Origin of the sequence: Rhodococcus sp. BS-15 (genome assembly GCF_000813105.1) — a bacterium.
Lineage (GTDB): Bacteria > Actinomycetota > Actinomycetes > Mycobacteriales > Mycobacteriaceae > Rhodococcoides.
Map to the genome: position 1 here is coordinate 13,964 of NZ_BAOX01000015.1, position 25,696 is coordinate 39,659.

General features: G+C 64.2%; 28 protein-coding genes. 8 read left to right on the forward strand and 20 right to left on the reverse strand.

Going from position 1 to position 25,696, the window contains the following annotated elements:
- Positions 1 to 163 precede the first annotated feature (163 nt).
- The 4 genes from RHBS_RS31975 to RHBS_RS03685 all read left to right on the forward strand — a co-directional run bounded on the left by RHBS_RS31975 (position 164) and on the right by RHBS_RS03685 (position 2,478).
- Positions 164 to 484, forward strand: coding sequence for an SAV_915 family protein (locus RHBS_RS31975; protein ID WP_308417381.1), 321 nt, complete (start codon positions 164 to 166; stop codon positions 482 to 484).
- Entirely contained in the window at positions 481 to 777 is a 297-nt protein-coding gene (locus RHBS_RS03675; RefSeq protein WP_128644843.1) for a hypothetical protein, read from the forward strand. The genes RHBS_RS31975 and RHBS_RS03675 overlap by 4 nt, the downstream gene beginning before the upstream one ends.
- The gene (locus RHBS_RS03680) at positions 777 to 1,718 is read left to right on the forward strand and encodes a hypothetical protein (protein ID WP_128644844.1); all 942 of its coding nucleotides are present in this window, start codon (positions 777 to 779) and stop codon (positions 1,716 to 1,718) included. The genes RHBS_RS03675 and RHBS_RS03680 overlap by 1 nt, the downstream gene beginning before the upstream one ends.
- A gap of 262 nt (positions 1,719 to 1,980) precedes the next feature.
- Positions 1,981 to 2,478 (forward strand): hypothetical protein, encoded by a 498-nt coding sequence (locus RHBS_RS03685; RefSeq protein WP_236745338.1) that lies wholly within the window; start codon positions 1,981 to 1,983, stop codon positions 2,476 to 2,478.
- A gap of 99 nt (positions 2,479 to 2,577) precedes the next feature.
- Here RHBS_RS03685 and RHBS_RS03690 read toward each other — a convergent pair whose 3' ends face one another.
- Positions 2,578 to 3,234: a nitroreductase family protein gene (locus tag RHBS_RS03690; RefSeq protein WP_128644846.1), complete on the reverse strand. Its 657-nt coding sequence runs from the start codon at positions 3,232 to 3,234 to the stop codon at positions 2,578 to 2,580.
- Positions 3,235 to 3,325: 91 nt separating this feature from the next.
- On the opposite strand from RHBS_RS03690, the gene RHBS_RS30175 reads away from it, so the two are divergent.
- A complete protein-coding gene (locus RHBS_RS30175) occupies positions 3,326 to 3,517 on the forward strand; it encodes a hypothetical protein (protein WP_145977467.1) in 192 nt (63 codons plus the stop codon).
- A 163-nt stretch (positions 3,518 to 3,680) separates the two neighbouring features.
- Here the strand turns inward: RHBS_RS30175 and RHBS_RS30180 are convergent, their stop codons facing one another.
- From RHBS_RS30180 to RHBS_RS03715, 4 genes are all read right to left on the reverse strand, one after another.
- Entirely contained in the window at positions 3,681 to 3,980 is a 300-nt protein-coding gene (locus RHBS_RS30180; protein ID WP_128644848.1) for an alpha/beta fold hydrolase, read from the reverse strand.
- A 48-nt stretch (positions 3,981 to 4,028) separates the two neighbouring features.
- Positions 4,029 to 4,226 carry a hypothetical protein gene (locus tag RHBS_RS30185; protein WP_128644849.1) on the reverse strand — a complete coding sequence of 66 codons (198 nt, stop codon included), beginning with the start codon at positions 4,224 to 4,226 and terminating at the stop codon, positions 4,029 to 4,031.
- A 7-nt stretch (positions 4,227 to 4,233) separates the two neighbouring features.
- Complete coding sequence (locus tag RHBS_RS03710; protein ID WP_237668985.1) at positions 4,234 to 4,494, reverse strand: hypothetical protein; 261 nt, start codon at positions 4,492 to 4,494, stop codon at positions 4,234 to 4,236.
- Between the two features lie 179 nt (positions 4,495 to 4,673).
- Positions 4,674 to 5,306: an isochorismatase family protein gene (locus RHBS_RS03715; RefSeq protein WP_128644850.1), complete on the reverse strand. Its 633-nt coding sequence runs from the start codon at positions 5,304 to 5,306 to the stop codon at positions 4,674 to 4,676.
- Between the two features lie 122 nt (positions 5,307 to 5,428).
- Here RHBS_RS03715 and RHBS_RS03720 point away from each other — a divergent pair, with 122 nt between their 5' ends.
- Together RHBS_RS03720 and RHBS_RS03725 are read left to right on the forward strand one after the other, a co-directional pair.
- Complete coding sequence (locus RHBS_RS03720) at positions 5,429 to 6,409, forward strand: GlxA family transcriptional regulator (protein WP_128644869.1); 981 nt, start codon at positions 5,429 to 5,431, stop codon at positions 6,407 to 6,409.
- The gene (locus RHBS_RS03725; protein ID WP_187298354.1) at positions 6,406 to 7,233 is read left to right on the forward strand and encodes an adenylate/guanylate cyclase domain-containing protein; all 828 of its coding nucleotides are present in this window, start codon (positions 6,406 to 6,408) and stop codon (positions 7,231 to 7,233) included. Before RHBS_RS03720 ends, RHBS_RS03725 begins: the two co-directional genes overlap by 4 nt.
- Before the next feature lie 148 nt (positions 7,234 to 7,381).
- On the opposite strand, the gene RHBS_RS03730 is transcribed toward RHBS_RS03725, so the two are convergent.
- The 3 genes from RHBS_RS03730 to RHBS_RS03740 form a co-directional block, all read right to left on the reverse strand.
- Entirely contained in the window at positions 7,382 to 7,678 is a 297-nt protein-coding gene (locus RHBS_RS03730) for a colicin immunity domain-containing protein (protein WP_236745339.1), read from the reverse strand.
- Between the two features lie 69 nt (positions 7,679 to 7,747).
- The gene (locus RHBS_RS03735; RefSeq protein WP_128644853.1) at positions 7,748 to 8,047 is read right to left on the reverse strand and encodes a colicin immunity domain-containing protein; all 300 of its coding nucleotides are present in this window, start codon (positions 8,045 to 8,047) and stop codon (positions 7,748 to 7,750) included.
- 453 nt (positions 8,048 to 8,500) lie between these two features.
- On the reverse strand, positions 8,501 to 10,738 hold the full coding sequence (locus RHBS_RS03740; protein WP_128644854.1) for an NADP-dependent isocitrate dehydrogenase: 2,238 nt from the start codon (positions 10,736 to 10,738) through the stop codon (positions 8,501 to 8,503).
- A 239-nt stretch (positions 10,739 to 10,977) separates the two neighbouring features.
- Between RHBS_RS03740 and RHBS_RS03745 the strand changes: the two genes are divergently transcribed.
- Positions 10,978 to 12,354 (forward strand): NAD-dependent succinate-semialdehyde dehydrogenase, encoded by a 1,377-nt coding sequence (locus RHBS_RS03745; RefSeq protein ID WP_128644855.1) that lies wholly within the window; start codon positions 10,978 to 10,980, stop codon positions 12,352 to 12,354.
- A gap of 73 nt (positions 12,355 to 12,427) precedes the next feature.
- Here RHBS_RS03745 and RHBS_RS03750 read toward each other — a convergent pair whose 3' ends face one another.
- The 12 genes from RHBS_RS03750 to RHBS_RS03810 form a co-directional block, all read right to left on the reverse strand.
- Complete coding sequence (locus RHBS_RS03750) at positions 12,428 to 13,867, reverse strand: serine hydrolase (protein WP_128644856.1); 1,440 nt, start codon at positions 13,865 to 13,867, stop codon at positions 12,428 to 12,430.
- A 44-nt stretch (positions 13,868 to 13,911) separates the two neighbouring features.
- A complete protein-coding gene (locus RHBS_RS03755) occupies positions 13,912 to 16,062 on the reverse strand; it encodes an MMPL family transporter (RefSeq protein ID WP_128644857.1) in 2,151 nt (716 codons plus the stop codon).
- Positions 16,056 to 17,081 (reverse strand): non-ribosomal peptide synthetase, encoded by a 1,026-nt coding sequence (locus tag RHBS_RS31410; RefSeq protein ID WP_187298355.1) that lies wholly within the window; start codon positions 17,079 to 17,081, stop codon positions 16,056 to 16,058. Before RHBS_RS31410 ends, RHBS_RS03755 begins: the two co-directional genes overlap by 7 nt.
- Positions 17,071 to 17,886, reverse strand: coding sequence for an AMP-binding protein (locus RHBS_RS03765; protein ID WP_187298356.1), 816 nt, complete (start codon positions 17,884 to 17,886; stop codon positions 17,071 to 17,073). Before RHBS_RS03765 ends, RHBS_RS31410 begins: the two co-directional genes overlap by 11 nt.
- The gene (locus RHBS_RS03770; protein ID WP_128644870.1) at positions 17,883 to 19,136 is read right to left on the reverse strand and encodes an aminotransferase class III-fold pyridoxal phosphate-dependent enzyme; all 1,254 of its coding nucleotides are present in this window, start codon (positions 19,134 to 19,136) and stop codon (positions 17,883 to 17,885) included. The genes RHBS_RS03765 and RHBS_RS03770 overlap by 4 nt, the downstream gene beginning before the upstream one ends.
- Before the next feature lie 70 nt (positions 19,137 to 19,206).
- Entirely contained in the window at positions 19,207 to 19,407 is a 201-nt protein-coding gene (locus RHBS_RS03775) for an MbtH family NRPS accessory protein (protein WP_237668986.1), read from the reverse strand.
- A 42-nt stretch (positions 19,408 to 19,449) separates the two neighbouring features.
- Entirely contained in the window at positions 19,450 to 20,607 is a 1,158-nt protein-coding gene (locus tag RHBS_RS03780; protein WP_128644861.1) for an ATP-binding cassette domain-containing protein, read from the reverse strand.
- Entirely contained in the window at positions 20,604 to 21,062 is a 459-nt protein-coding gene (locus RHBS_RS03785) for an ABC transporter transmembrane domain-containing protein (protein ID WP_128644862.1), read from the reverse strand. The genes RHBS_RS03780 and RHBS_RS03785 overlap by 4 nt, the downstream gene beginning before the upstream one ends.
- Positions 21,059 to 22,945: a condensation domain-containing protein gene (locus RHBS_RS03790; RefSeq protein ID WP_128644863.1), complete on the reverse strand. Its 1,887-nt coding sequence runs from the start codon at positions 22,943 to 22,945 to the stop codon at positions 21,059 to 21,061. Before RHBS_RS03790 ends, RHBS_RS03785 begins: the two co-directional genes overlap by 4 nt.
- A 127-nt stretch (positions 22,946 to 23,072) precedes the next feature.
- Entirely contained in the window at positions 23,073 to 24,287 is a 1,215-nt protein-coding gene (locus tag RHBS_RS03800; protein WP_128644865.1) for an AMP-binding protein, read from the reverse strand.
- Positions 24,248 to 25,390, reverse strand: coding sequence for a condensation domain-containing protein (locus RHBS_RS03805; protein ID WP_128644866.1), 1,143 nt, complete (start codon positions 25,388 to 25,390; stop codon positions 24,248 to 24,250). The genes RHBS_RS03800 and RHBS_RS03805 overlap by 40 nt, the downstream gene beginning before the upstream one ends.
- Positions 25,387 to 25,696, reverse strand: a 310-nt coding sequence (locus RHBS_RS03810) for an acyl carrier protein (RefSeq protein ID WP_145977468.1), incomplete at its 5' end; no start/stop codon positions are given. The genes RHBS_RS03810 and RHBS_RS03805, both read right to left, overlap by 4 nt.

Below are 25,696 nucleotides of genomic sequence, written 5' to 3' on the forward strand. Positions count from 1 at the left end.
AACCTACTCGTGTGCTCTGTGTGGCCGAGCAAGTGTTGGTCGCAACATGGAAGGCTCGACGACGCCCAGGGCTGGGATTTCGCCCGAATGGGACGGAACCCGCTACTGTAATTCCGGAGTCGGCACGCCGGGGGTTGCTGACGTCGATTTACCGGGGGGGTAAATGTTCGAGCATCGAGGCGGATCGTCGCGGCTGTATGTGCTGCTTCGACCGTCCGGCGGTACTGCAACGCGGACGGTCGACCTTCGAATTCTGTCCGACGGCCGAGTCGGGTTGGCGGCATACACGTCACTGACGTCGTTGGTTCGCAACTGCGGCAACGGACAACCGTGGGGGCTTGTCGACGAACAAGGGCTTGCAGAGATCCGCGCGTCGGCCGACATCGACGTCGTTCTACTTGACGCGCCACTTCCCCTGCAGGACAAATGCATTAGTGCGAGTAGTAGCAGTCCCGACTCGTATATGACGGACCCGCTCCGATGAGCCTGCAGGGCATCGAGATCGGCGATCTCAACGAGCCCGCTCGGATACTGATCGAGAACGCGCAAACGTTGGATTCGAGTGGCGACAGCGCACCCGAGGTGCCGAACGCGGGCACGTCCACCATCTTCGTCGGCGAGGCCATAAGGTCTCTGGCGCAGGCGATGTCGGATCTGATGATCGCCTCGGCTCGCGCCGCCGACGCAGTGCAGGCGTGCGACGAGGACTACGCCGCCGCGGAACACGCGAACACCGCAGCCGTTGTCGATGCGGGTGCACCGGATGGTCCGCGCTGATGACGATCTACGTGTACCTCGACGTGGACATCGACGCATGCCGCGAGTGTGCATCAGCGTTGCGCACACTCGGCGGGAGCGCGGAAGGCGGATTCGAACGGTTCCGCGACGCCCGCGATCGATCCGAGGACGTATGGAAGTCCGGTGCCGGCGACAGTTTCCGCGACACGATCTCGACGCTGAGCACGGCCGCAGAGCAGACCGCTGACCGGGCGCCAGCGTTGGCGCAGGCACTCGATTCGTTTGCAGCGTCGATGTGCACCGCCCGAGAGTCCCTCAATCGAGCGATCGCGCGAGCCATGGAAACCGGCATCTGGGTCGGCCCGGATGTCTGCAACGCAACGTGGATCGGCAATCCTGATCCGCTGCCGCCGACGGGACCCTGGTCGATCGAACAACTGACAACCCAAGCGAACCAGATCGCGGCGTACAACGATGCCGTCGACATGGTCATCGAGGCACGGACGACCGAGTCGAATGCACACACAGCCTTGCAGTCCGCGTTCGATGACAGTGCCGGCTGGCTGGACCGGCTGCGCAGCTCGGCGCCGTGGATGGCCGCCGGCGGAGCGATCAGCTACCTGGCACTGCCGCTCAGCAGGCCGATCGGTGGGGCGCGATTGCTCAGACCAGGGCTGCGCAACTGGAACGGTTTGTGGCCCTTGCCTCCGAGGCGGCACCCGATTCGGTCAATACAGCCGCGACCAGAGCGGCGTCGGCCTTCACACCTGCGGCGGATGATGCGATTCGAATCGCTGCACAGAACGGGGCGCTGCTGCCGGGAAATAGCGCTACTACGCTCGGGCGTCTCGCAACTGTTGGACTTCCTTTCGGAGGCAAGGTCGGACCAAAAATCCCGATTGTTGGAATCGGGGTCACCGCGGGCCAAGTCGTCTATGACCTCCAAGATGCTGAAAGCCCGGGAGACGCGGCCAAGATAGTCGCAAAAGACGCTGGGGGTTTCCTCGCAGGTACTGCAGCGACGACTTTGCTACTCGGGAGCGTCGCTGGGGGGCCAGCAACAGTCGCGGCCGTTGGCGTCGGAATTTTGGTCAGCTACGGCGTGGGCGAGCTCATCGAATGGGCCGCCGAATGATGTCGAAATCGCGACGAATTGCGAGGAAGCCAGCTCCGATGCCGAATCCGACGACAGGCGAACCTCGACCACCGACCGCGCACCGAGGTGAGGCACGCGCACATTGGGTGACGATGCCGGGCGACCTCGAAAAAAGCGTTGTGCCACTCGAACACGGCCCAGCATTGGAAGCTTTCGAGGAGCCCCGAGGGACTAAAGTTCTCCAAGCTTGGATGCTGTTCGCGATTTTCTTGCTGGTTTTTGTCGTTCCCTTCCGCGGCTTCGGATGGGCTGACCTTTGGTTTCCGTGGTTCGTGATTCTAGGACTCCCTCTTCTGCACTATCGCAAGTCCCTCGGCGACCGCGTCCTGGCAGGAGCCCGCTGGGTTCAACAGCGCGACCAGTGGATCTCGACCTACGAAATCACCAAAATCCGATCCACCACCGTCGGACTGAACCGAGCATCCAAGATCGAAGACGTCCACGGCAACAAGCTCATCCTCGTACTCCGCGACGCCCAGATGAACCCACTCTTGTGGAACCTCGTCTACAACGGCATCGCTCACTCCGTCGCCTACGGCAATTGCGACATATCGAAAGCGGCACGCCGAATTCTTAAAATCTAGCCGCGCCCAAACAGAACCTGGTATCGGCGGCAGCGCCATCACAATTCGGTTCGTCCGACATCGTTCCTCGGCTAAGGCATCCGTGCCGAGCCGCTTCGACTACCAGCGATCGACGTGCAGCACCGTCTCGATCGGATCCCGCGGAGCGACCTTGAACGTCTCCCCTGTGTAGTACGCCGTGGGGATCAGCGCACCCTGATGAAAGTCCTCGGGGATGCCGAGCAATTCGGAGATCTCGGCTTCCTTGGCGAGATGAATTGTGGTCCAGGCTGTTCCGAGGCCACGGGCGCGCGCAGCCAGGGCGTAATTCCACACCGCGGGCAGCAGCGAGCCCCACAGACCTGCCTGATTACCCGCTGGCAACGTCTTGCCCGCCTGGATGCACGGAATCAGCAGCACCGGAACCTCGCCCATGTGTTCGCCTAGCCAGCTCGCGCTGTCTCCGACGCGCTTCTGTACCGATGCGCGTTCTGGATCGTCGGCGAACAGCGCCGAAGCGGAATGCTTGGACGCCTGATACGCGGTGAACAGTTCGCCGTAGATAGCGCCGATGCGTGCACGCAGATCAGGATCGGTGACGACGATCCACTGCCACCCCTGCTTGTTCGAGCCGGACGGAGCCTGCAGAGCGATTTCGAGACACTCCTTGACCAGTTCGATCGGCACCGGCCGCGTCAGATCGAGACGTTTGCGGACGGTGCGCGTCGTGGTCAGCAGCTCGTCGGGAGTCAGGTCGATGATCGGGAAAGAAGTCACTTCTCGATCATGCACCATTCGGTGACCGCAGTGCCCTGTCGACCAAATCTTGGTTCGCTTCATCCCAGTACGCAGTCATGGACTTGCCCCCGTGCCCATCATTTTCGTCGACGACGAGCGTCGATCCGGGCCAAACCCGGTGCAGACGCCACGCAGTGACAACGGGTCCGGACACGTCGCGTCGACCGTGGATCAGTACGCCCGGCATCTCGCCCAGATCTGCTGCGCGGTCGAGCAGCGGCGGATCGCAGAACCCGTCGTGTGCCCAGTAGTGCGTGGTTAGTCGCACGAAGCAAGGCGGAACCGGTCGTCCTCCCACCTGGGATTACGTCGGATGCCGCCGGTGCCGATCGAGATGTGGACGTCTTCCCACAACGCCCACTCTCGGGAAGCCCTGTCCCGCAACGCAAGATCGTTCGAGTTCAACAGTTGGGCGTAGGCGTCGACTATTCGTCCGTGTCCGCGGTGGTAGCCGACGCCGGCCTGCTCGGCGAAGGTGGCGAAACGATCCCACGCTTCGGGGAAGATCGCGCCGACGCCTCGGTGATCCAGTCGACCTCCTCGCGGCCGGTCGTGATGACGGCGGCCAGGACAACGCCGAGGACGCGCTCCGGGTGTGCGAGAGCGTAAGCAACTGCGAGAGTGGATCCCCAGGATGCGCCGTTGACAATCCACGCCTCGACGCCGAGGTGCTCACGCAGGGCTTCGATGTCGGCAATCAGATGGGCAGTGGTGTTGGTGGACAACGACGTCGAGGGATCGGACGCGTGTGGAGTGGACCGTCCACACCCGCGCTACTCGAATCCGACCGCTCGAACTTTGGAGAGGTCGAAGTGGCGACGAAACTGGCTCGCGTTCAGAGTCCCACCCGGACCGCCGTGCAGGTACACCGCCGGCACGCCATCGGACGGACCCCACTGCTCCCAGTAGATGTTCTGGCCGTCCCCCACGTCCAACATTCCGTGCAGCGTCGGCTCGTCGTCGAGTGTCATGCAGCCATCACATCATTGAAGGCAGCATCCGTCGGATCACTGCCCACGCGGACGCGTCGATCCAGGACGGATTCGATTGCTGCGGTGAGCGGAACACCTCGAGGGTCGACAGTGCTGCGATGGACTGAATGCTCGACGCAAGGATCGGCTCGTCGAACAACACAATGTCGGTGGCTACCTTCCACTGCGGACCCGAGACCGGGGTACCGGTCAAGGTGCCGGCACCCCAGATCCCGCGTCGCGGATGGGTACTGACCCAGAACAACACCGGTTGCCAGGTGCCATCAGACGCGTTCGATAATTGTCGGCGACGCACCAGTGCTCGTGCGCGTGACCGTCGTCGACCATCGGCGCGAGATCGGTCTTGTGCGGATTGCACTTGATCACCCATGCGCCGAAAGTCTGATCAGTTATAGCCCGAGCACTCACCCTTACGAGTCTAGGAACTCAGGCCACCGCGTCGTTGCCCTGGGCTGCCGACACCACCAGATTGTTTGCTGTGAGCCCATTTCCGTTCTTGGCGGCGTCGATCCACTGATCCGTCGTCGCCACCGCTGCGAAGTTCGACTGGTAGAGCACCATCAGCGCCTTGTGCAGTTGTTCGGCCGACACGGTGCCAGCCTCGTTCGATAGGTTGATCGCGCCGGTGGCGTCGGACAAGATCTCGACGGTCAGGTCCAGCGCCTCGGCGTCGGCGCTGGAGGCGAGGTCGCAATTGTTGGTCATGTAACCGACGATCGTGACGGTGTCGATGTTGTTGCCCTGCAGCCACTTCGCGACGCCAGTACCGGCGAACACGCTGCTGTACTTCTTCTCCACCCGCTCGAACGAGGGCTGCACGACGGCCTGAATATCGGAGTGCAGCTCGTACGTCGGGGTGCCCTTGACGAAAGCGGGCGAACCTTCGGGCATCTCGTGCTGCACGACGGCCACGGGAACATCCTGCGCCACAGCCGCTTCGATGGCGCGGAGGATATTCGCCAACGACTCCTCGCGCGGCGGGTACTGAATCTTCAGCACTCCCTCGAAGTACTCCTGCTGGACATCGATGACGATGAGGGCTCTGCGCGGTGCGGTCATGGGCGTTCTCCTTCACGTGGCGTTCTCGGTCGATACCCATACTTCGTCATCGACCTTGCGTCCACGAGTGGCACGGATGCATACTTTCGATGGAATTGCGCCAACTCGTCGATCGGAGTCCCATGCGCATCGCGCTGTACGTGTTCGACGGCATGACGATGTTCCATCTCGCCGCCCCACTGATGGTGTTCGGCGAGGTGAGCCGACTCGGACTCGCTCCCGACTGGGAGACGCGCGTGTGGTCCGACGCACCAGGGTCGATCCGCACCGAGGAGGGCTTCCCCGTCGGCGACATCGCAGGCCCCAGCACCGTCGACTGGGCCGACATCGTGATCGTGACGTCGTGGCCGGAGTCGTTGCCTCACATAGGCACTGACTTCTCGAACGCACTCCGAGGAGCACATGAACGAGGGGCAGAGATCGCAGGACTGTGCCTCGGTTCGTTCGCGGTAGTCGATACCGGGTTGCTCGCCGGCCGGCCTGCCGTCACGCACTGGACCAAGATGACCGAGCTACGGGAGCGAAATGCACACGCCGGCGTCGACGAATCGGTGCTTTACATCGACCACGGCGACGTGATGACCTCCGCGGGCACCGCGTCGTCGATCGATTCCTGCTTGCACATCGTCCGCAAGCACCTCGGTTCGGCTGCGGCGACCCGGGTGGCGCGCAGTCTGGTGGTCGCACCCCATCGCGACGGCGGACAGGCACAGTACATAGAGCGTCCGGTCATCGAAGCATCGGGAGATACCGCGATCGCCGACGTGCTGAGCTGGGCGCTCGAACGACTGGACGAGCCGTTGCCCATCGAGCGACTGGCCGACCATGCGCGCATGAGCCGACGCAGCTTCATCCGTCAGTTTCAGCTCGAAACAGGATCCACCCCGGCTCGCTGGGTCTTGGACAAACGCCTCGAGGAAGCTCGGAGCCTGCTCGAAACGACCGATCGCAGTATCGAGCACATCGCTGCCCTGTGCGGATTCGGCAGCGCCGTGACCCTGCGTCAGAACTTTCGCTCGGCATTCGCGGTGACACCGACGGCCTATCGACGGCAATTCGCCGTCGGATGTGCGCCCACAGATGCGGTCGACAGGCAAGGATGAGCGACGTGATCCTGTGGATAGTTGCCGGAGTAGAGCTCGCCGCCATCATCGCGCTCGGTGTGGTCTTGATCGTCTCGCGCCGAAAGTTGAAGCACACGCGTCGAGCGCTCGACCGCGCTCTCGAATCTCAGCAACGCCGTAAGCGACGCGGCCTGGTGCCCTTAGCGATCAGAACCGCCTTCCACACCACGGACTTGCTCATCAACAAGGGCTTCGGCGCAACGGTCCGAAACTCCGTCGAAGACCTCGCGGGCTGGGCCAAAGTCGAACGCCCCGATCTGGCACGCATGACCGCCGACGGCGACATCGTGGTGATGTTCTCCGACATCGAGGGATCCACCGCACGCAACGAGGAACTCGGCGACCGCGGATGGGTGAAACTGCTCGAAAAGCACAACAAGCTGATCAACAAACACGTCGACGACCACGGCGGTCACGTGGTGAAGAGCCAAGGCGACGGCTACATGATCGCCTTCTCCGACCCGGGCCAGGCGGTGCGCTGCGGAGTGAAGGTGCAGGAGGCACTGCTGAAGAACCCCGACCGCTGGGACCGCATCCGCGTCCGAATGGGCGTGCACGTGGGCAGTTCCGTGCGACGCGGCGACGACCTGTTCGGCCTCAACGTGGCCATGGCAGCACGCGTCGCGGGACAGGCCGACGGCGGCGAAATTCTCGTCAGCGAACCGGTGCGCAATGCGATCGGGGCAGCGCACGATCTGACTCTCGGAACGCCCCGCGACGTCGAATTGAAAGGAATGAGCGGAAGTTTCCAGTTGTATCCGGTTGTCGTGGTCCCTCACGACCAAATAATGCAGTTGGAGTGACACTCTCCGAGTTCGGACGCGTACACATGGCCGAGGGCAAAACGGGCTCTTCTACCGGCTGCTGTTTACAGATCCCCCTGCACCAAGCCTTATGTCCGGAAGCCTGCGCGTGCAATGGCACCTGACACTTGGCAAGCGACGAGCTGTTTCACTCGGGACCGAACAGTTTGACGTAGGTGGCCGCCGCACGTTCCCTGAGCTGTTCGCCCGAAAGATCCTCCGGGCTCTCGCGAAGCACCGGATCCGAAAGATAATCGTCGACATCGAAAAATAGTTTTTCCAGAATTATGAACTCACTACCCTGCACCTGACTTCTATCATTGGTGAAGGTGCGAAGATATTCTGCCTCGAAATCATCTGCCGAAATCTTTTCTTGCACAAATGACTCGATTATCTGCCTGTATTGGCTCAGCATTGCTTCGACTGATCTCTTGTGCTCCGTCACTATCCCCCCAAGATCTTCGTGTCAGAGCGCATCGCTGACTTGTGAACGCAGACCAACGAGAGATCGAAACTATCCATCTCGACTCAACTGACGAAGTTTTACCAGCGCCGTGGTCGCACAGGTAAGCAATTGTCCTGCGTCCAGATCGTCATCACCACGCAACCTGTCCTCGGCAACGTAAGCGTCCACGTCGCCGAACAGACCGTTGACGATCTCGGACACTTCCCTTTCGAGTATCCCCGGCGTCCGCTTCGCCAGCCTCAGATATGCCTTCTCAAAGACATCGGCGGTGTTCCTCCCATCTACGAAAGCCTCGATAGTGGGAATGAAAATCAGGGCCTGCTCGGCCGCCCTCCCGATAGCACTCATCAGTACAGTCCCCCCTCACCGGATCGTTCCGCGTCCGAGCAATTGCAAGTTGCATTTCGACGCCTCGGAGTACGAGCGGCGCGGCGGCCGCGGCGGCCCGCATTCGGGCCAACCCTGCGGACCTCGTGTCGTCCGACATGCGCTCCCCCGTCTGCGCCGCCACTGCTCGCCGAAAATGGACGCTCATGGACTTGGACGTCGGCCAAGCCCAGTTGGTTCCATCGAACCTCGCTCGCTACGGTTCCATCGAACCTCGCTCGCTACGACCGAGAATCCAGCCTCGGGCATACGCCTGAGCGCGTCAGTGTCACATTGATCCGAACGGGGTGGATGGTAGACCCGGATGATGTTGCACCCCAATACGAATGAATGGTCCACTCACAACGTCTGAGCGCGTGAATGGACCATTCATTCGATGGGGGTGAAGCAGGATGGGGGGGTGAGCCAGAGAAACTACTTCTTGGCCGACTCCAGTGCCTCGTTGAAGGTCTTGGACGGACGCATCACTGCCGCGGTGGCTTCGGGGTCGGGGTAGTAGTAGCCGCCGATGTCGACTGCGTTGCCCTGAACCTCGTTGAGCTCGGCGACGATCTTGTCTTCGTTGTCGGACAAGGTCTTCGCCAGCGCGGCGAAGTGCTTGGCGAGCTCGGTGTCCTCGGTCTGCGCGGCCAGTTCCTCGGCCCAGTAGAGCGCGAGGTAGAACTGGCTGCCACGGTTGTCGAGTTCACCGGTCGAACGCGACGGACCCTTGCTGTTCTCGAGCAGCTTGCCGGTGGCGGAGTCGAGTGCCTTGGCGAGGATGGTCGCCTTGACGTCGCCGGTCTTGGTGCCAAGATCTTCGAGGCTCACTGCCAGAGCCAGGAACTCGCCGAGCGAATCCCAGCGCAGGTGGTTCTCCTCGATGAGCTGCTTGACGTGCTTGGGAGCCGAGCCACCCGCACCGGTCTCGTACAGTCCGCCGCCTGCCATCAGGGGAACGATGGAGAGCATCTTGGCGCTGGTGCCGAGCTCGAGGATCGGAAACAGGTCGGTGAGGTAATCACGCAGGATGTTGCCGGTTGCCGAGATGGTGTCGAGTCCGCGGACCAGACGCTCCATCGTGTACCGGATCGCGCGAACCTGCGACATGATCTGGATGTCGAGGCCCTCGGTGTCGTGATCCTTCAGGTACTTGCGCACCTTGCCGATCAGCTCGTTCTCGTGCGGGCGGTACGGGTCGAGCCAGAAGACGACCGGCATTCCGGACTCACGCGCACGCGTCACGGCGAGCTTGACCCAGTCCTGGATCGGGGCATCCTTGACTATGCACAGACGCCAGATGTCGCCCTCTTCGACGGTCTGCGTCAGCAGTACCTCGCCGGTGGCCTTGTCGGTGATGTTCGCGATGCCCGCCTTCGGCACCTCGAACGTCTTGTCGTGCGAGCCGTACTCCTCGGCCTTCTGCGCCATCAAGCCGACGTTGGGAACGGTGCCCATCGTCGTCGGATCGAACTGGCCGTTGGTCTTGCAGAAGTTCACCATCTCCTGGTAGATCCGGGAGAAGGTCGACTCGGGGTTGACGGCCTTGGTGTCCTTGGGACGGCCGTCCGCTCCCCACATCTTGCCGCCGGCGCGAATCATCGCAGGCATGGACGCGTCGACGATGACGTCGCTGGGCGAGTGGAAATTGGAGATGCCGCGAGCGGAGTCGACCATCGCGAGCTCCGGACGGGTCTCGTGACACTTGTGCAGGTCTTCGATGATCTCGTCGCGCTTGGACGCCGGAAGCGTCTCGATCTTGGTGTACAGGTCCGACAGGCCGTTGTTGACGTTGACGCCCAGCTCCTCGAAGAGCTCGTTGTGCTTGGCGAACGCATCCTTGTAGAACACTCGCACGGCGTGGCCGAACACGATGGGGTGCGATACCCGCATCATCGTCGCCTTGACGTGCAAGGAGAACATGACGCCGGTGTCGTAGGCGTCCTGCATCTCGTGCTCGTAGAAATCGAGCAGTGCCTTCTTGCTCATGAACATCGAGTCGATGACGTCACCGTCGGTGAGCGACACCGTCTCCTTGAGCACGATCGGATCGCCGTCGGTGGGCAGCAGTTCCATCTTGATCTCGCGGTCGCCGTCGACGACGGTCGACTTCTCACCGTGGTAGAAATCGCCCTCGCGCATGTGCGCAACGTGGGTGCGCGACGCCATCGACCACTCGGTCATGCTGTGCGGGTGCTTGCGGGCGAATTCCTTCACGGCCTTCGGGGCACGACGGTCCGAGTTACCCTCGCGCAGAACCGGATTGACCGCGCTACCGAGGCACTTGGTGTACCGGTCGCGGATTTCGCGCTCTTCGTCGGTCTTCGGATTGCCGGGGAAGTCGGGAATCGCGTAGCCCTTGTCCTGCAGTTCCTTGACGGCTGCGAGCAACTGCGGCACCGAGGCGCTGATGTTCGGCAGCTTGATGATGTTGGTCTCGGGCAGCTGCGTCAGCTTGCCCAGCTCGGCGAGGTTGTCGGTCACTCGCTGGTCTTCGTTGAGGTAATCGGGGAACTCGGCGAGGATGCGGTTGGCAACGGAGATGTCACTCGACTCGACGTTGATCTCGGCCGCGCTGGCGAAAGAACGTATGACCGGCAGAAACGCGTGAGTCGCCAGCATGGGCGCCTCGTCGGTCAGGGTATAGATGATGGTCGGCTTCTTCGCAGTCATGTTTCGCCTTTGCCTCAGTTTCAACGTCGTCTTTTGGATGCGTCCACTGTCGACTTTAATCTTTGAACCCGCCGCTGTGCGTCCCAGTGGGGTATCACTCCACCTGCGGTTCCAAGTTACCGACCAGTAGGGCGCTCAAAGGTTTTCGCAGCGTTCCTCGATCAGCCCCTGACCACCGCCGGAGCATCCGATTTGCCCGAATAGGAACAACAACCCCCTTCGCGGCCGTTGAACCGGATATGACGACCTACAAAACTGTCAATCCTGCCGATGGCACAACCGTCAAGGAATTCGAGACTCTCGATACGGCCGGCGTCGAGCGCGCACTCGCCGACGCCCACGCCGGGTTCCAGACGTGGCGCAAGACCTCACCGAAGCACCGCGCCGAGATTCTGCACAAGGTCGCCGACCTCTACACCGAGCGTTCCGAGGAACTGGCCCGAACGATCTCGCTCGAAATGGGCAAGCCGCTGACCGAGTCGCAGGGCGAGGTGGAACTGTCGTCGAACATCTACCGCTACTACGCCGACAACGGCCCCACCCTGCTCGAGGACGAGAAGCTCGACGTACCCGGCGCGGAAGACACTGTGCTGCAGCGCAAGCCGGTCGGCGCGCTCGTCGGCGTCATGCCGTGGAACTTCCCCTACTACCAGGTGGCCCGGTTCGCAGGCCCGAACCTGATGGTGGGCAACACGATTCTGCTCAAGCACGCACCGAACTGCCCGCAGTCGGCACTGCTGATGGAAGAGATCTTCCAGCAGGCCGGACTCCCCCAGGACGCGTACATCAACATCTTCGCGACCAACGAGCAGATCGCCGACATGATCGCCGACTCACGCGTGCAGGGCGTCTCGCTCACCGGTAGCGAGCGAGCCGGAACCTCCGTCGCCGAAACCGCAGGACGCAACCTCAAGAAGGTCGTCCTCGAACTGGGCGGATCGGACGTGTTCATCATGCTCGACTCCGACGACATGGACGCAACCGTCGAGTCCGCGACTCGGGCGCGGCTGTCCAACGCAGGTCAGGCCTGCAACGCCGCCAAGCGGATCCTCGTCGCCGAGGAGTTCTACGACGACTTCGTCACCAAGCTCGTCGCATCCTTCGAGGCCGTGCAGACCGGCGACCCGTTGGACGCGAACACCACCCTCGGCCCGCTGTCGTCGCAGACCGCTGCCGACACGTTGATCGAGCAGATCGACGACGCCGTCGCCAAGGGCGCGACGCTGCTGACCGGCGGCAAGAAGATCGATGGACCGGGTGCATTCGTGCAGCCGACACTGTTGACCGACGTCACCCCCGACATGCGGGCGTACAGCGAAGAGCTGTTCGGACCGGCCGGAGTGATCTACAAGGTCGAAAGCCCGCAGCAGGCAATCGAATTGGCGAATTCCTCGCCCTACGGCCTGAGCGGCTCGGTGTGGAGCACCGACCTGGACAAGGCCCGTGATGTGGCCGAGCAGCTCGAGGTCGGTATGGCCTTCGTCAACGAGCACGGCACCACCCTCCCCGGCCTGCCGTTCGGCGGAGTCAAGCGCTCCGGCGTCGGCCGTGAGCTGGGACCGTGGGGCATGGACGAGTTCGTGAACAAGAAGCTCGTGCGCGTCTCCGCGAAATAAGCACCATCTCGACCGACGCTGCTCCCCGGCCCCGCGGCCGGGGAGCAGCTCGTCTGTCGGTACGCCCGATCGGCTAGGTCTGCCGAACTCGGCTGTAGTTGACCACCTGATCGGCCACGACCAAGGCAGACGCGAGGAACACCGTGCCGAGCAGAATCCAGAACGCCAGGGTGACGTCGGGAGCCCACAGCGCCATGACCGACAGTGACGCACCGACGATCGACGGCACCCCGATGTAGGCACCGATCAGCACCGACCCGCCCAACACCGTGGTGATCGCGATCCGAAGCGCTGCACCGCCGAGCGAACGCTGTCGGACCTGCCCGGTGAACAGCCGAACGGTGACCCAGACGACGATGGCGAGCAGGACCGCCACGGCCGCGAAGATGACACCCAACACCATCGGAGCCGACGACGACGGTAGGCCGGTGGTCGACCCGTCGATGACGAGCGTGGTGAGATTTCTTCCCACCGCGGCGATGTGTTCGGCTTCGATCTCGCCGTATCGATTGGTGGCCAACACCATTGACCTGTCCAGGGCGGGCACGAATGCCACGTAGGTGTAGTAGCCGGGGACGGCTCCGGAATGCCACCACACGTCCTGGCCGGCGATCTTCTCGTGAAACAGTCCGTCGCCGTACTCGGTGCCCTCGCCGGTGTCGACCTCGGGAGCTGTGTCCTCCCCGCCCTGCAGTTGGCTCAGTCGCCAGGATGCGTAGCGTCCGAGATCGCCCGTGGAGCCCGCGAGGTAGCCGTAGCCCAGACCAGCCGAATCGACACCGACGTCGATGGGTCGGGCCGAGCCGAAGAACGGCACATGACCCGGTGGAACATCTTCGGTGAACTGCTCCGGATCGGTGATGGCGGACGTCTCGGCAGGCGCGAGGACCTCGGCGTCGAGCGCATCGGCGAACGACTCCCCCGTCACCGACTCGACGACTGCCTGCAGGAGCAGATAGTTCAGGCTCGAATACCGGAACGATCCACGTTCGGTCGTCCCCACCGGTTGCGAGATGGTCGCGACTGCGTCGACGGCCGAGCTGCGGCGGGACCAGTCGTCGGTGACCGTGATGTCGTGCGGCAAGCCGCTGGTGTGGTGCACCAGGTCGTCGACTGTCGTTGCCGGGTCGCCCAGCATGTCCCGCGCTCGCGGAACGATGTCCACGACGGGCGTGGACTCGTCGAGTGCACCCTGCCGTTCCAATCCGACGACGGTGGCCGCCGTGAACTGCTTGGACACCGAGCCCCACACGAACGGTGTCGAGGCATCGACGGGCTCGCCGTTGCCGTCGACACCGCTCGATGCTTCCGCCACCGCCGCGTCCGAGTCGAGAACCTGGACCGACATTCCCGGGGCTCCGATCTCGGGCGCCCACCCGTCCACTGCATTCTGCAGCTCCGCGCTCGACAACGACACTGCCGCAGCGGGACCGGGCGCGAGCCCGAGAAGGAAGGTCAGAGTCACCAGCACTCCCACGACGAGTCGTCGGGTACCTGCCGCTACGGTCGCCATCCTTCTCGAGCTCCTGTCCGTGATGTGATCGGCCGGCCTGGTGGTCAGTGTTGCCCCGCGCCGTCGAGCGAGCGCTTCCACACGCCGGCCCCCAGCAGCCGCAATGCGGCAGGGACGAGAATGCCGCGAACGACAGTCGCGTCCAAAGCAATTGCCGCGGCGAGACCGACACCGAGCTGCTTCATCTCCGGCGTCGGCAACAGCGTGAACATCGCGAAGATCACCACCATCACGGCCGCAGCCGCAGTGACGGGCGGTGCGGACCGGACCACACCCTGCCGGACGGCATCCTCGACGCCGAGGCCACGACCGAATGCTTCGCGCACCCGAGTGAGGATGAAGACGTGGTAGTCCATCGACAGGCCGATGAGGATGACCAGCATCATCACCGGCAGCAAAGTCACCACCGGGCCGACGTACTCCGATCCGAACACCGCTGCACCCCAGCCATACTGGAACAACAGCACCAGGATGCCGTAGGACGCGAGCACCGACAGCAGATTCAGGCCCACACTCAGAGCGGCCAGCCCGACACTGCGGAAAGCGAGGTAGATCAGCGCGAAAGCGACCAGCAGGACGATCGGAATGACGATCAACAGATCACGCGACGTCGATTCCGAGACATCGACGCTGACCGCGGTCTCACCACCGACGAGGATCTCACGATCACCCGCGAACTCCGGAACGAGGTTGCCTCGCAACTCGTTCAGAGAATCCCTCGCCGATTGCGCGTCGATACCGTCTGCGTCGGTGCCGATCTCGATGCGCGCCACCGACTCGTCCGTGGAGATCTGAACCTCTCGTACCTGCCCGTCGAATCCGGGCAGCCCGGCCGCGTCCTCGGCGATGTCGGTGAGGACCGCCGAGGTACCGGCGACGTCACCGCCGGTCTCGGTGACCACGGTATGGCTGACGCCGTACAGCGGGAACTGCTCCGAGACGTCGTCCAGCGTGCGCAGCGTCTCGAAGGTGCGCGGCATGCTGTCGGTTCCCGGAAACTGCAACTTCATGGTCGCGACCGGTGCTGCCAACAAGACCATCACGGCCAGTCCGGCGAGCAGCGCAGGCACCGGGCGCCGAACGACCGTGCCCGACAGACGACCCCAAAACCCTGTCTCCTCCGCCGCGTCGTCCGGGGTCTTGCCGAACAACTGCTTGACGACTCGTCGACGCCCCAACGCCAACAGCGCCGGGAGCAAGGTGATCGAGGCAAGCATCGCGGCGACGACGACGAGAATGATGCCGAGTGTGAGCGAGTGGAAAATCGGCGATTCGGTCAGGAAGGCTGCGATCACCGACACACCGGTCACCAGACCGGCCACCAGGACCGAGCGCACCGTCATCGACACTGCGATCGTGGCGGCCGCGTCGGCGTCACCGGATCGGGCGAACTCCTCGCGGGCGCGTCTGACGAAGAACAACGAATAGTCCACGCCCAGAGCGAGTCCCATCAGCAAGATGACACTCATCTGGTTGCTCTCCATGGGCACCAACAACGACGTCGGCCCGCTCCAGAGGATGGCCAGTGCCACCACGGCGAGGCCGGTGACAAGCGGGATCAACGTGGCGATCAGACCGGCGAACACGAGGAACAACACGACGGCCGTGACGGGGAGGCTGAGCATCTCCAGCAAGACCAGTCGCTCACCGTAACTGGTGGTGACGTCGGCCTGCACCGAGATGGGCCCGGTAGCCGATATGGCAGCACCCGGGTTGGCCTCGCGGGCGCTCTCGATCGCAGACTCGATCCCCTGCACGCGCTCGGACGGCGATGCCTGCTCATCGGGTAGCAGCACCTGCAGAACCCGTTGGTCCCCGGCAGCGGCCGTCAACTTCTCCGGAGGCTCCTGCGCCGTCCCCGCCAGCGACGCGGCCAACTCGTCCGCGATGCGATCGGAGTCTCCCGCCGAGTTGCCCTGCACCAGAATGGTTTCGGTGCGCGAGGACAGGAAGTCCGAGCCCGTTTCCAATTGCTCCGCCGCGCCGGACTCGCCGACGAACCCTTCCGCAGGAGACAACTCGGACATACCGAGTCCCACGTATGCGCCGGCCGACAACACCAGCGCCACAAGCCATCCCGCAAGCACTGCGAGACGATGACGGTAGCTCCACCTGGCCACTCCCGCGAATCGCTCCAGGATGGAGCCATCCCTCGTCGCGCCCTCGATCGGGGGCCTCTCCCTCGTGGTCACCATGACATCTCCTCCTGTCCACGGCTCGACGCCGATGCGCCGACCGACAGACGATTCGTTTCTCTGTCCACGACCGACGCGATCTCGCGCACGGTCAGTCCCTCCACTACATCCGCCAACTGCAACCGCACCCCGAACTCACGGGCGATGCCGTTGACCAAGCGCGCGACCAACAAGGAGTGGCCGCCCAGCGCGAAGAAATGGTGATCGGTACCGATCTCCTCGATTCCCAGCAGACGTCGCCACAGCGTCAACAGCCGCTCCTCGGTTTCGGTCTGTGCCGCCCGGCCAGCGGTGGTACCGGCAACGAAGTCGGTGATCACCGGCGCGGGCAACTTCGCGACATCCAACTTCTGGCCGACGGTCACTGGGACCTCCACCACGTTCACCAGAGCGGCAGGCACTGCGTGGCGCGGCAGCGTGCGATAGAGCTGCGACCACAACTCCGCACGATCGACATCGACATCGTCGAAGGTGGCGAAATATGCGACGAGAACATCGAAGTCCGTGCCACCGACCGTGGCATGGGACCACCGGATCCCCGGGTGCGACGCGATCGCTCGTTCCACCTCGCCGAGCTCGAGCCGGTACCCCCGCAACTGCACCTGGTCGTCGGCGCGGCCGTGATAGACGAAGCGATCGCCCGCGTCGGTACCGACGATGTCCCCGGTGAGATACAAACGATCACCGTGACCGGCCGGGTCCGGGACGAACGCTGCTGCGGTCGCGCGCGAGTTTCCGAGGTATCCGTGCGCGAGCTGGTCCCCGCCCACCGCAAGCTGTCCGAGGCCGTCGACCGAACCGGCACCGTCCGCGACCGGCAGTACCGCCGTTCGCACACCCGACAGAGCGGGCCCGATGGACGTTCTCGGCTCGGCGAGATCCTGTTCGACGAGTTCGCCGCCGGTGCAGGACACCGTGACCTCGGTCGGGCCGTACCAATTGACGAGTCGGCACCGGCCGAAAGACGGTGCGGCCATGACGTCGGCGAGCCTGCCGCCGTCGGAGGCCTCACCGCCCACCAGCAACGATCGCAGCGCGAGCCCGCCCCCCGATTGCCTCGTCGTACGCGCCGAGTTGATACGCCGCGGACGGCGTGGTCGAGAGCACGGACGCACCTGTCTGCGCGAGCAGTTCGTGCAGCCGAGCAGTATCGGCCGCAACACCTTCCACGACGAGGACTGCGGTGGTACCTGCCTCCACCGATGCGAACAGTTCCCACACCGACAGATCGAAGGCAGCCGACGAACGCGCAGCCACGACATCGGATGACGAGAGGGCGACGACCCCGCGGGCCGCGTCGAGAAAGGCCAGCACGGCTCGGTGCGGCACCAGAACGGCTTTCGGCGTACCCGACGTCCCGGACGTGGTGATGATGTACGCGGGGTCGTCGATGCTGCGCGGTGAGGGCGACACCGGCTCGAACGAACCGAACAGGAAGACGACGGCGTCGCCGAGTGCCATGGACGGGCGTCCGCGCCAGGACGCCGGATGCAGGTCCTCCCACACCACCATGGCGGCCGGCTCGACGGTCTCGAGCAACAGCGCTTCGACCGCCTGCGGACTGTTGTACGGAATGACCGTGTACGCGGCACCGGCACCGAGAATGCCCAGCAACGTCGGTAGCAACCAGGAGTCGCGGCGGCCTTTCACGGCCACGACGTTCCCGCGGCCGACACCGGCACGCAACAGGGCCTCGCGGACCTGTGTGCTCCGCTGTACGAGTGCGGTGACGCTCAATTCACCGTCCACGCAGAGCTGCACGGGACGGACACCGAAACGCTCCGAGAGCCCGGTGAGCACGAGTTCGTCGACGGAGGCTGTCACGAGCGACCCACCGCCGCCAGTGACCGAGTCACTGCATCGAACGACAGTGCCAGTTCCTGCTCGGTGACCAACAGGGACGGACGCCAACGAATCGACCGCGTCCCGCACGGCAGGAGCACGGTGTCGTGTTCGTCCAATGCGATGCCGAGCACGGCGTCGCGCAGCTCGCGCGAGGACAGTGAGACGGCTCCCCACAAGCCCCGTGAGCGGGCCGCAGTGACACGACCGCCCGAGGAACTCACCATCGCATCGAGTCCGGCGCGCACGAAGGGGCCCATCGCCGCCGCTCGCGCGATCACGTTCTCTCGCGCGATGTATTCGTACAGCAGTGCGAAGCGCACCAGATCCACCAACGAACCGCCCCAGGTCGAGCTGATCCGACCTGGTACGGCGAACGCATTGGTGTCGAGATCGTCGACGCGACGGCCACCGATGACCCCGCACACCTGCAACCGCTTACCGAATGCCACCAAGTCCGGATGCAGTCCCAATGCCTCGTGCGCCCACCTGGCACCGACTGTGCCGCCACCGGTCTGGACCTCGTCCGCGACGGTGAGGACGTCGTGCTCGACGCACAACGACTGCACGGCCCTGAGGAATGCAGCACCCAGGTGTCGGTCGCCGCCTTCCCCTTGAATCGGCTCGTAGACGAAGCACGCGATTCTGTCACCGTCGGCGACGAGGGTCGCTTCGATCTCGGCGAGTGTCCGACGTTCGGCCGCACTGAGCTCGGCTCGGTCGGCCTCGTCACCGCCGTCCTCACCGCGAGCCGGGGCTTCGATTCTGGGCCAGTCGAATTTGGGAAACCGCGCCGTCTTGGCCGGATCGGTATTGGTCAGAGACATGGTGTAACCGCTGCGACCGTGGAAGGCCCAACGAAGATGCAGCGCTTGCAGTTTCGATTCGTCGGTGCCTGCACGCTGGGATTTCCAGTCGAAGGCGACTTTCAGTGCGTTCTCTACGGCAGCCGCGCCACCGTCTATGAGGAACAGATGCGGCATGTCCTCCGGCATGAGCAGGCGACGAAAGGTCGAGACCGAATCCGCCAGTACCCGGGACGCGAAATCCGGGTTTGAGGGCTTCATCTTGGCTGCTGCCAACAGCTTTCGCTCGGCTTCGATGTGCGCGAGCGGTGTGGGATTGTGGCCGAGCGGGGACGACGAGAAGAACATCCCCATGTCCAGGACCGGTCGCCCGGCTGCCTCGTCCCAGAGGTAGGAACCGGACGAACGCTCGATGTCGATGGTCATCGGCAGGAAATCGCCCACGAGGTCCTGGCCAGCGACGCGGGGACTCCCGACGCAGTATCGAGGACGGTCATCACGCCACCCCCAGCGCGCGGCGTAGCGACAAAGGGCGGATGTCGGTCCACACCAGTTCGATGTGGTCCAGGCACGCCTCACGGTCGCCGGTGAATCCGACCTCGTACCACCCCAGCGGCAGTGGCCGCTTCGCCGGCCAGATCGAATGCTGTTCCTCGTCGTTCCGTACGACGATCCACTCGGAAATGTTGTCCTGCACTGTGATCCCCTGTTCCTTCGACTGGTTGTGTGATGGCTTGCGTCAGTTGTGTACGGGCTGGTCGACGAACACCTGCGCGCCCCGCTCGAGTTTGACGAGGTGATCGCACAGATCGAAGTAGCGATCGTCGTGGGTCACGACGATCACGATGCGGCCTTCGTCGCGAATGCGCGGAAGGATGTCGGTGTAGAAGCGGTGGCGGTTCTCCGGATCCTGTTCTGCGGCCCACTCGTCGAGCACCACGACATCGCGTGGGTCGGCCAGCGTTTCCACCAGAGCCAGCCGCTTGCGCTGTCCGCTCGAGAGTCCATCGAAGATCAGCCGTTCCCCGTCGAGCTCGACGACCGCGTCGAGACCGAGCTCGCGCAGCCAGTAGCGGGCACGCGCGGCGACCTCGGGATCGGCCGACCGCAACCGTCCGAACACGTACGAGTCGGCGAAACAAGCCGAGACGTTCTCCCGATAGGCGACGATCTCGTTCGGTGAGAGGGCACTGCCGTCGACCTCGAGCGATCCACCGTCCGGGGTGTACAACCCGGCCAGTACGCGGCCCAATGTGCTTTTGCCGCTGCCGTTTCCGCCCACGAGGAAGGTGATGGTGCCGCGGGCGAAGCGCTGTGTCACCGGTCCGATCGCGAAGGCCTCCCCTGGCGAGGCAGCGTCGTACGCGAATGTCATACCCTCGACGCCTATCTCGTCGACCACGGCGGGTCGCTCGACGTCGACGACAGTTTCGCTGTCCTCGCGCAGTGTCGCGACCTCGCCGATTCGGCGCAGTGCCACGACGGCACGCGACAGAACCGGTCCGATGTTGAGCACGGTGACGAGCGGGGTGTTCAGGTACAGAACCGCCAGTGCGACACCGACCCGATCCTGCGCCGGAATACCGAGGGCGTCCCCGCCGAAGGCGACGGCACCGACGCACGCCAGGAAGAGCATCTGCCCCCAGTACCCCGTGACGAGGCTGACGGTGGAACCTCTGACGACACTGCGCGCGTAGTCGGCCGATTGCCGACGCAGGTCCTGCTCCACCAGCGATGCCCTCAGCCGGGAGCTGAGCTTGACGTCCTTGAAGCCGTGCGTGATGGCCTGGTAGGTCTCGTGCAGTCCGTCCTGAGCTTCCCGGGCTCGGTACATGTGAGCTCCGGCTTTGCCGTTCGCGAACGCGTACGCACTGCCGCCGATGACGATGACGATCACCAACACTCCCAGCGCAATGGGCGAGAGTATGCCACGTACCCCAGTGCACAGATGACGATCACCGAGTTGATGAGCAGCAACGGCAAGGACTGGACGGCCTGCCCCACCGCGGCGAGGTCCTCGGTGAGCACCGCCATCGCGCGGGCCGTGCGGAACGACTCGAATCCGCGCAGCGGCACCGACAGAAGGTCGTCGACGAGCTTCGTGCGCAGTCGGTCGACCGACTTCTGTGTCACCCGCACCAACGCGTTCGAGGCCAACGCACCGGACAGCAGTACCGCCACGGCCGCCGCGACGAACGGTGCCAGTGCGTCGAGTCCGGTGTCGGAGGTCACCGCGCTGGTGATGGTCGCAACCATGACGATGGTGGCAACACCGGTGACGATTCCCGCAATCACGGCCAGGGCCGAGATTCCGCGACCGCCTCGAAGTAGAACTGCAAGCAATGTTTTCATGACGAGGTGTCTCCTTCGGTGGCGTCGACCGCTGTCGCCGCGTCGGCCAGTGCTGCGCGGTACGCCTGGATGATCCGTCGGTGCCGCGGCGGTGACACACGAGCGGTGTCGACGACGAGCATCAACGCGAGCCGATGCTCGGGTGGGTGTATCGAGAACGTCGCCATCAGGGCGAAGTCGGTGTCCTCCTGCGAGAAGTGGGAATCGTCGTCTTTCGATCCGAAGGTGTGCGTCCTCTCGATGTCCGAAAGACGATGGAAACGAACGAAATTGAATCCGTAGTCGAACAACGGTCCCTTGCCGACGGCCGTGGTGATGTCCACGTTCGGCAGGCGTCGGTGCGGCATCAAGGCTGCCTCGGTGCGAGCGCATTCCTCCGCTGTCGCGATCGGATCGGCCAGGGCACGCAGTTGTAGCGGCAGCATGTTCAGGAACATCCCGCGGGCGTCGACACCGCCCTCGCGCTCGAGCCGGCCGTTCGCGGTTGTACCGGTGACCAGTTCACGATCGCCGAAGACGTCGGCCAGCGCGTGAACGTGCACGGCCATCGCGAGGTGACGAACCGAAATACCTGCTGCTGCGGCACGTTCACGCAGAGCGTCGGCGTCGATCTCGGTGCGCCGGACGTCTCTGTCACCGATGCTGCGAACATCGGCCACCCGGCGCGGCCGGACGCCGCGCAGGTGCTCGGCCCAGGCCTGCGATGTCGCTGCGGACGATTGCGCACGTCGTTCTGCTGCAACGTAGTCGACGAACTTGACGGGTACGGGTGGGTAGCGGGTGTCGTACGCCTGATCTCGTCGGAGCAGAGCGTTGTGTCGGTCGACGACCTCGGCCAGTGTCGAGGTCCAACTCCACCCGTCGAGTACGAGGTGGCTGTCGCTGATGATCAGCTGGTCCTCCCCCGGCGCGACGCGAACCAGCGTGAGACGGAACAGCGGTGCCCGGTCGAGGTCGAACGGGCGCACCCGTTCCGCGGAGACGATCTCGTCGATCACCGCATCGGCGTCCGAACCGGCAGGCACCGAAACCACCGACAGGGGTGTGGCCACGTGCCGATGCACCAATTGCAGGGGCTCCGCTGCACTCCACTCGTCGACGGAGGTGCGCAGCACCTCGTGCCTGCGCACGGTATCGGCGAGTGCCACTCGAAACGCCAACGGATCGAGCCCACCGCGAATGCGCACGCTGACCGTGTTGTGGTAGACGCCAACGGCCGAATCGGAGCGAATATGGAACAACATGCCCTCTTGCGCTGCCGACAACGGGTACGCATCGGCCACGTCGTAGGGCAGGCCATCACGAACCTCGGCGTCGATCAGCGAGAACGGCAGCAGCTCTTCGTCTTCGGGCTCGGTCCTGGGCCCACGATCTGCAACGAGTGCGGCAAGTTCTCTCAGACTCGATGCGCCGAGTACATCGCCGATTCCGAGTTCTGTTCCACGCGAGCGGGCATCGCTGACGAGGCGGACCGCGAGAATCGAATCGCCGCCGTTGGCCAGGAACGACCGGTCTTCGTCGTGCGACCGAACTCCCAGCGCATCGGTGAGTGCGCGCTCGAACCACCCTCGGGCAGAATCCGATTCGTCACGCTGCCTCACCTCCGGCGGGAGCGCCACAGCAGTCAGCGACTGCACTCGCCGATCGAGCTTGCCGTTGACCGTCACCGGGAACTCGCGCACGCGATGGATTCGGTCGGGTACCTCGTAGGCTGCCAGGCCATCGGCTGCACCGGCGTACAGATCGGCGCAGTCGTCGGCGGCGTCGACGAACGCGAGCAGACGGTTCTCGTGGGCGACGACGCAGGCCCGCCGAACGCCGGGGAGCTGCTCGAGCACGGCCTCGACGCCGGCCGTTTCGATCCGGTGTCCGCGAACCTTCACCTGGGAGTCGATGCGACCGTCGACGTGCAGTTCCCGTGGTGCGAGCCACCGGCCTTGTCGCCGGTGAGGTAGAGCCTCGAACCGGGCAGAGCATCGGGAAACGGATCGGGAACGAAGCGCGACGCTGTCAATCGACCGCGTCCGAGATAGCCGAGAGCCAGACCTGCACCACGAACGGTGATCTGGCCTTCGAGGCCCCTCGCAGTGCCCGCCCGGCCGCGTCGATCACGACGACGTCGAGATGTGCGAGCGGTTCCCCCACCTGGACGGCGGAGGCCTCGAGATCGGTCCGGGTGACCACCCGCCGAGTGGTGTGCACCGTGGTCTCGGTGGCACCGAGCATGTTGATGACTTCGACGCTCCCCGCAGGGTGTTCGACTGCGTCGAGCCACTGCTGCACGTAGCCGGACGAGACCTGTTCCCCGCCGAGCACCACGCGTCGCAGCGACGGCAGAACCGGCCGCGCCGCAATGAGCGATCCGAACGCCGAGTTCGTCAGCGACACAACGCTCACACTGTCCGCGTTCAGCCGCACGGCCAATTCGAATGGGTCGCGAGCGACGTCCTCCTCGTAGATCACGACGCGCGCCCCACGGGAGAGCGCCGTCCATATCTCCCAGACACTGAAGTCGAAGGTGAACGCGTGCACGGCGGAGACGATGTCGCCCGGCTCGATGATCGACGCGGTGGCATCGCGCAACGCCAACAGATTGGCGTGAGTGACCGGGACACCCTTGGGAGTGCCGGTGGTGCCCGAGGTGAAGATGACGTACGCGGGGAGACCTGACACGACAGTCGGCAACTCGACCGCATCGACCTCGGGAACCACCGGTTCGCGGTCGATCGCGTCTAGACCGGGCGGAGCATCGGCGGCGTCCGAGAACACACCCGACTTCGCATTCGACTGTGCCGCAATGGAAGCGATGCGCGCTGCTCCGTGCCGAGTGTCCACCGGAACATAGGCTGCTCCGAGCGCCATGATCGCCGCAGCCCATGCCACGAACTCGTGGTCACGCTCGACCGACAACAGGACTGCGTCTCCGCGGACCACGCCGTGCTGCGTCAGAACTCCTGCGCGCACTCGAATTTCCCGAACCAGCTCCGCACGCGTGAGGGTGCGATCGGGTGCCACCAGCGCTACTCGGGAATCGTCTGTCGCGGACAGCAGCGGCGCGAGAATCGAGGTGTCGAGCGTCGATCGAGACGCCGTCCTACCCGTGAGTCCGACCGAGAGTTCCCCGACGGACACGGACGAATCTGCGTGGAGAACGGTGAGCAGGACGTCTCGAATGCCGTCGTGTGTCACCGCCGACCAACCCGGCAGCGCCGACTCGATCTGCACCTCCGGCGATTCGGTCGCGAGATACTCACCGTCAGTGCACCTTTCATCTCACCTGTGTGCACTGCGACAGGCCGAGCTGTCGCGTCGCCCAGCGCGATGTCGGATCGATCGACGCTCTGGACGTTGACGAACACCTCGGTCGGCAGCAAGAACTCGGGGTCATCGCGGCGGAGGTCGGCGACCACGGCTGCCAGATCCACATCGGCATGCCTGCTCGCATCCTCGACCAGTGCTTCGATGCGATTACGAACCGTGCCGAGACTGTCGGTCTCGCACACCTCGACGACCAGAGGCACGGTGCTCACGAGTGGGCCGACCACGTCGAATTCCTCGACCTCTCGACGGTTGGCCAGCGGCACCGACAGGCACAGAACCTCCGAGCCGAGAAGCCTCGACAGCGTGACGGCGACTGCAGTGAACCAGCTCGTGGCATCTCGGCGACCGGCTACCACCGAGGCACGGCTGACGACGGGTTCGCCGGGCTCGGACGGCCGCCAGGCGCGGCGATACGGCACCGTGGACAGGTGGTCTGTCCACCACGACCTCGACGAACGCCGTACGCGGGCAACATCGCGGTACCGGGGACGAGTCCGCATCGAGGACATACCAGGTTCGGCGAGCTCCCGGGCGATGTCGGTGATCAGGAGCGACACCGAATGGCCGTCGATCACGGCATGGTGGAACACCATGGCGATGCGGTCCGAGCGTCCCTCTCGGCGAAACAGGGCGACTCGCACCAACGGTCCGCTCGACCACCCACGTGCAAGCAGTTCCTCGGTCGCGGCGTCCATGTCGGCCACGACGGCGATCTCGGGAACGATCGGACCGACGGGTTCGAGCGCGAAACCTGGGCCGTCCGCGTCGACGATGCGCGTGGCGAACACGTCGTGCGCTGCCAGGACCTCGAGGATCGCCGCGAGCACGCGTGCGCTGTCTCCGCCGTCCAGATCGAACACACACGGCACCGAATACGCGGTCGACGGTGCAGCGCAGTGCGCTCTCCAGAGCCGTTCCTGGTACGGGCTCGGTGCCCGCAGATCTGCGGCGTCCTTCGCGTCGACCCCCGTGTCTGCAACAGCGAGGAGGAGGTCGATGTCGCTCACCGTTTCGCCCCGTTCAACGATGCGGCCATTCGGTCGAGGTGAGCAACGTCCACGCGCTCGAGGAGCAGGTCCTCGTGTTCACCCAGGGTGTCGCGTTGCTTGAAATCCTGAAGCGAGACATCCACTTTGAGAATGCGCCGGTAGAGCGCGACGATCTTGAGCTGCTTCATCGAATCGCCGCCGAGCGCAACGATGGACGACGACCGAGTCGGCTCGGATCCGAGCACGGACGTCCAGATCGTCTCGAGCACGCGGTGCGGCGGCGCGGGCGATGCCGCTGCCGCCGTCGGTTCGAGGCCTTCGGAC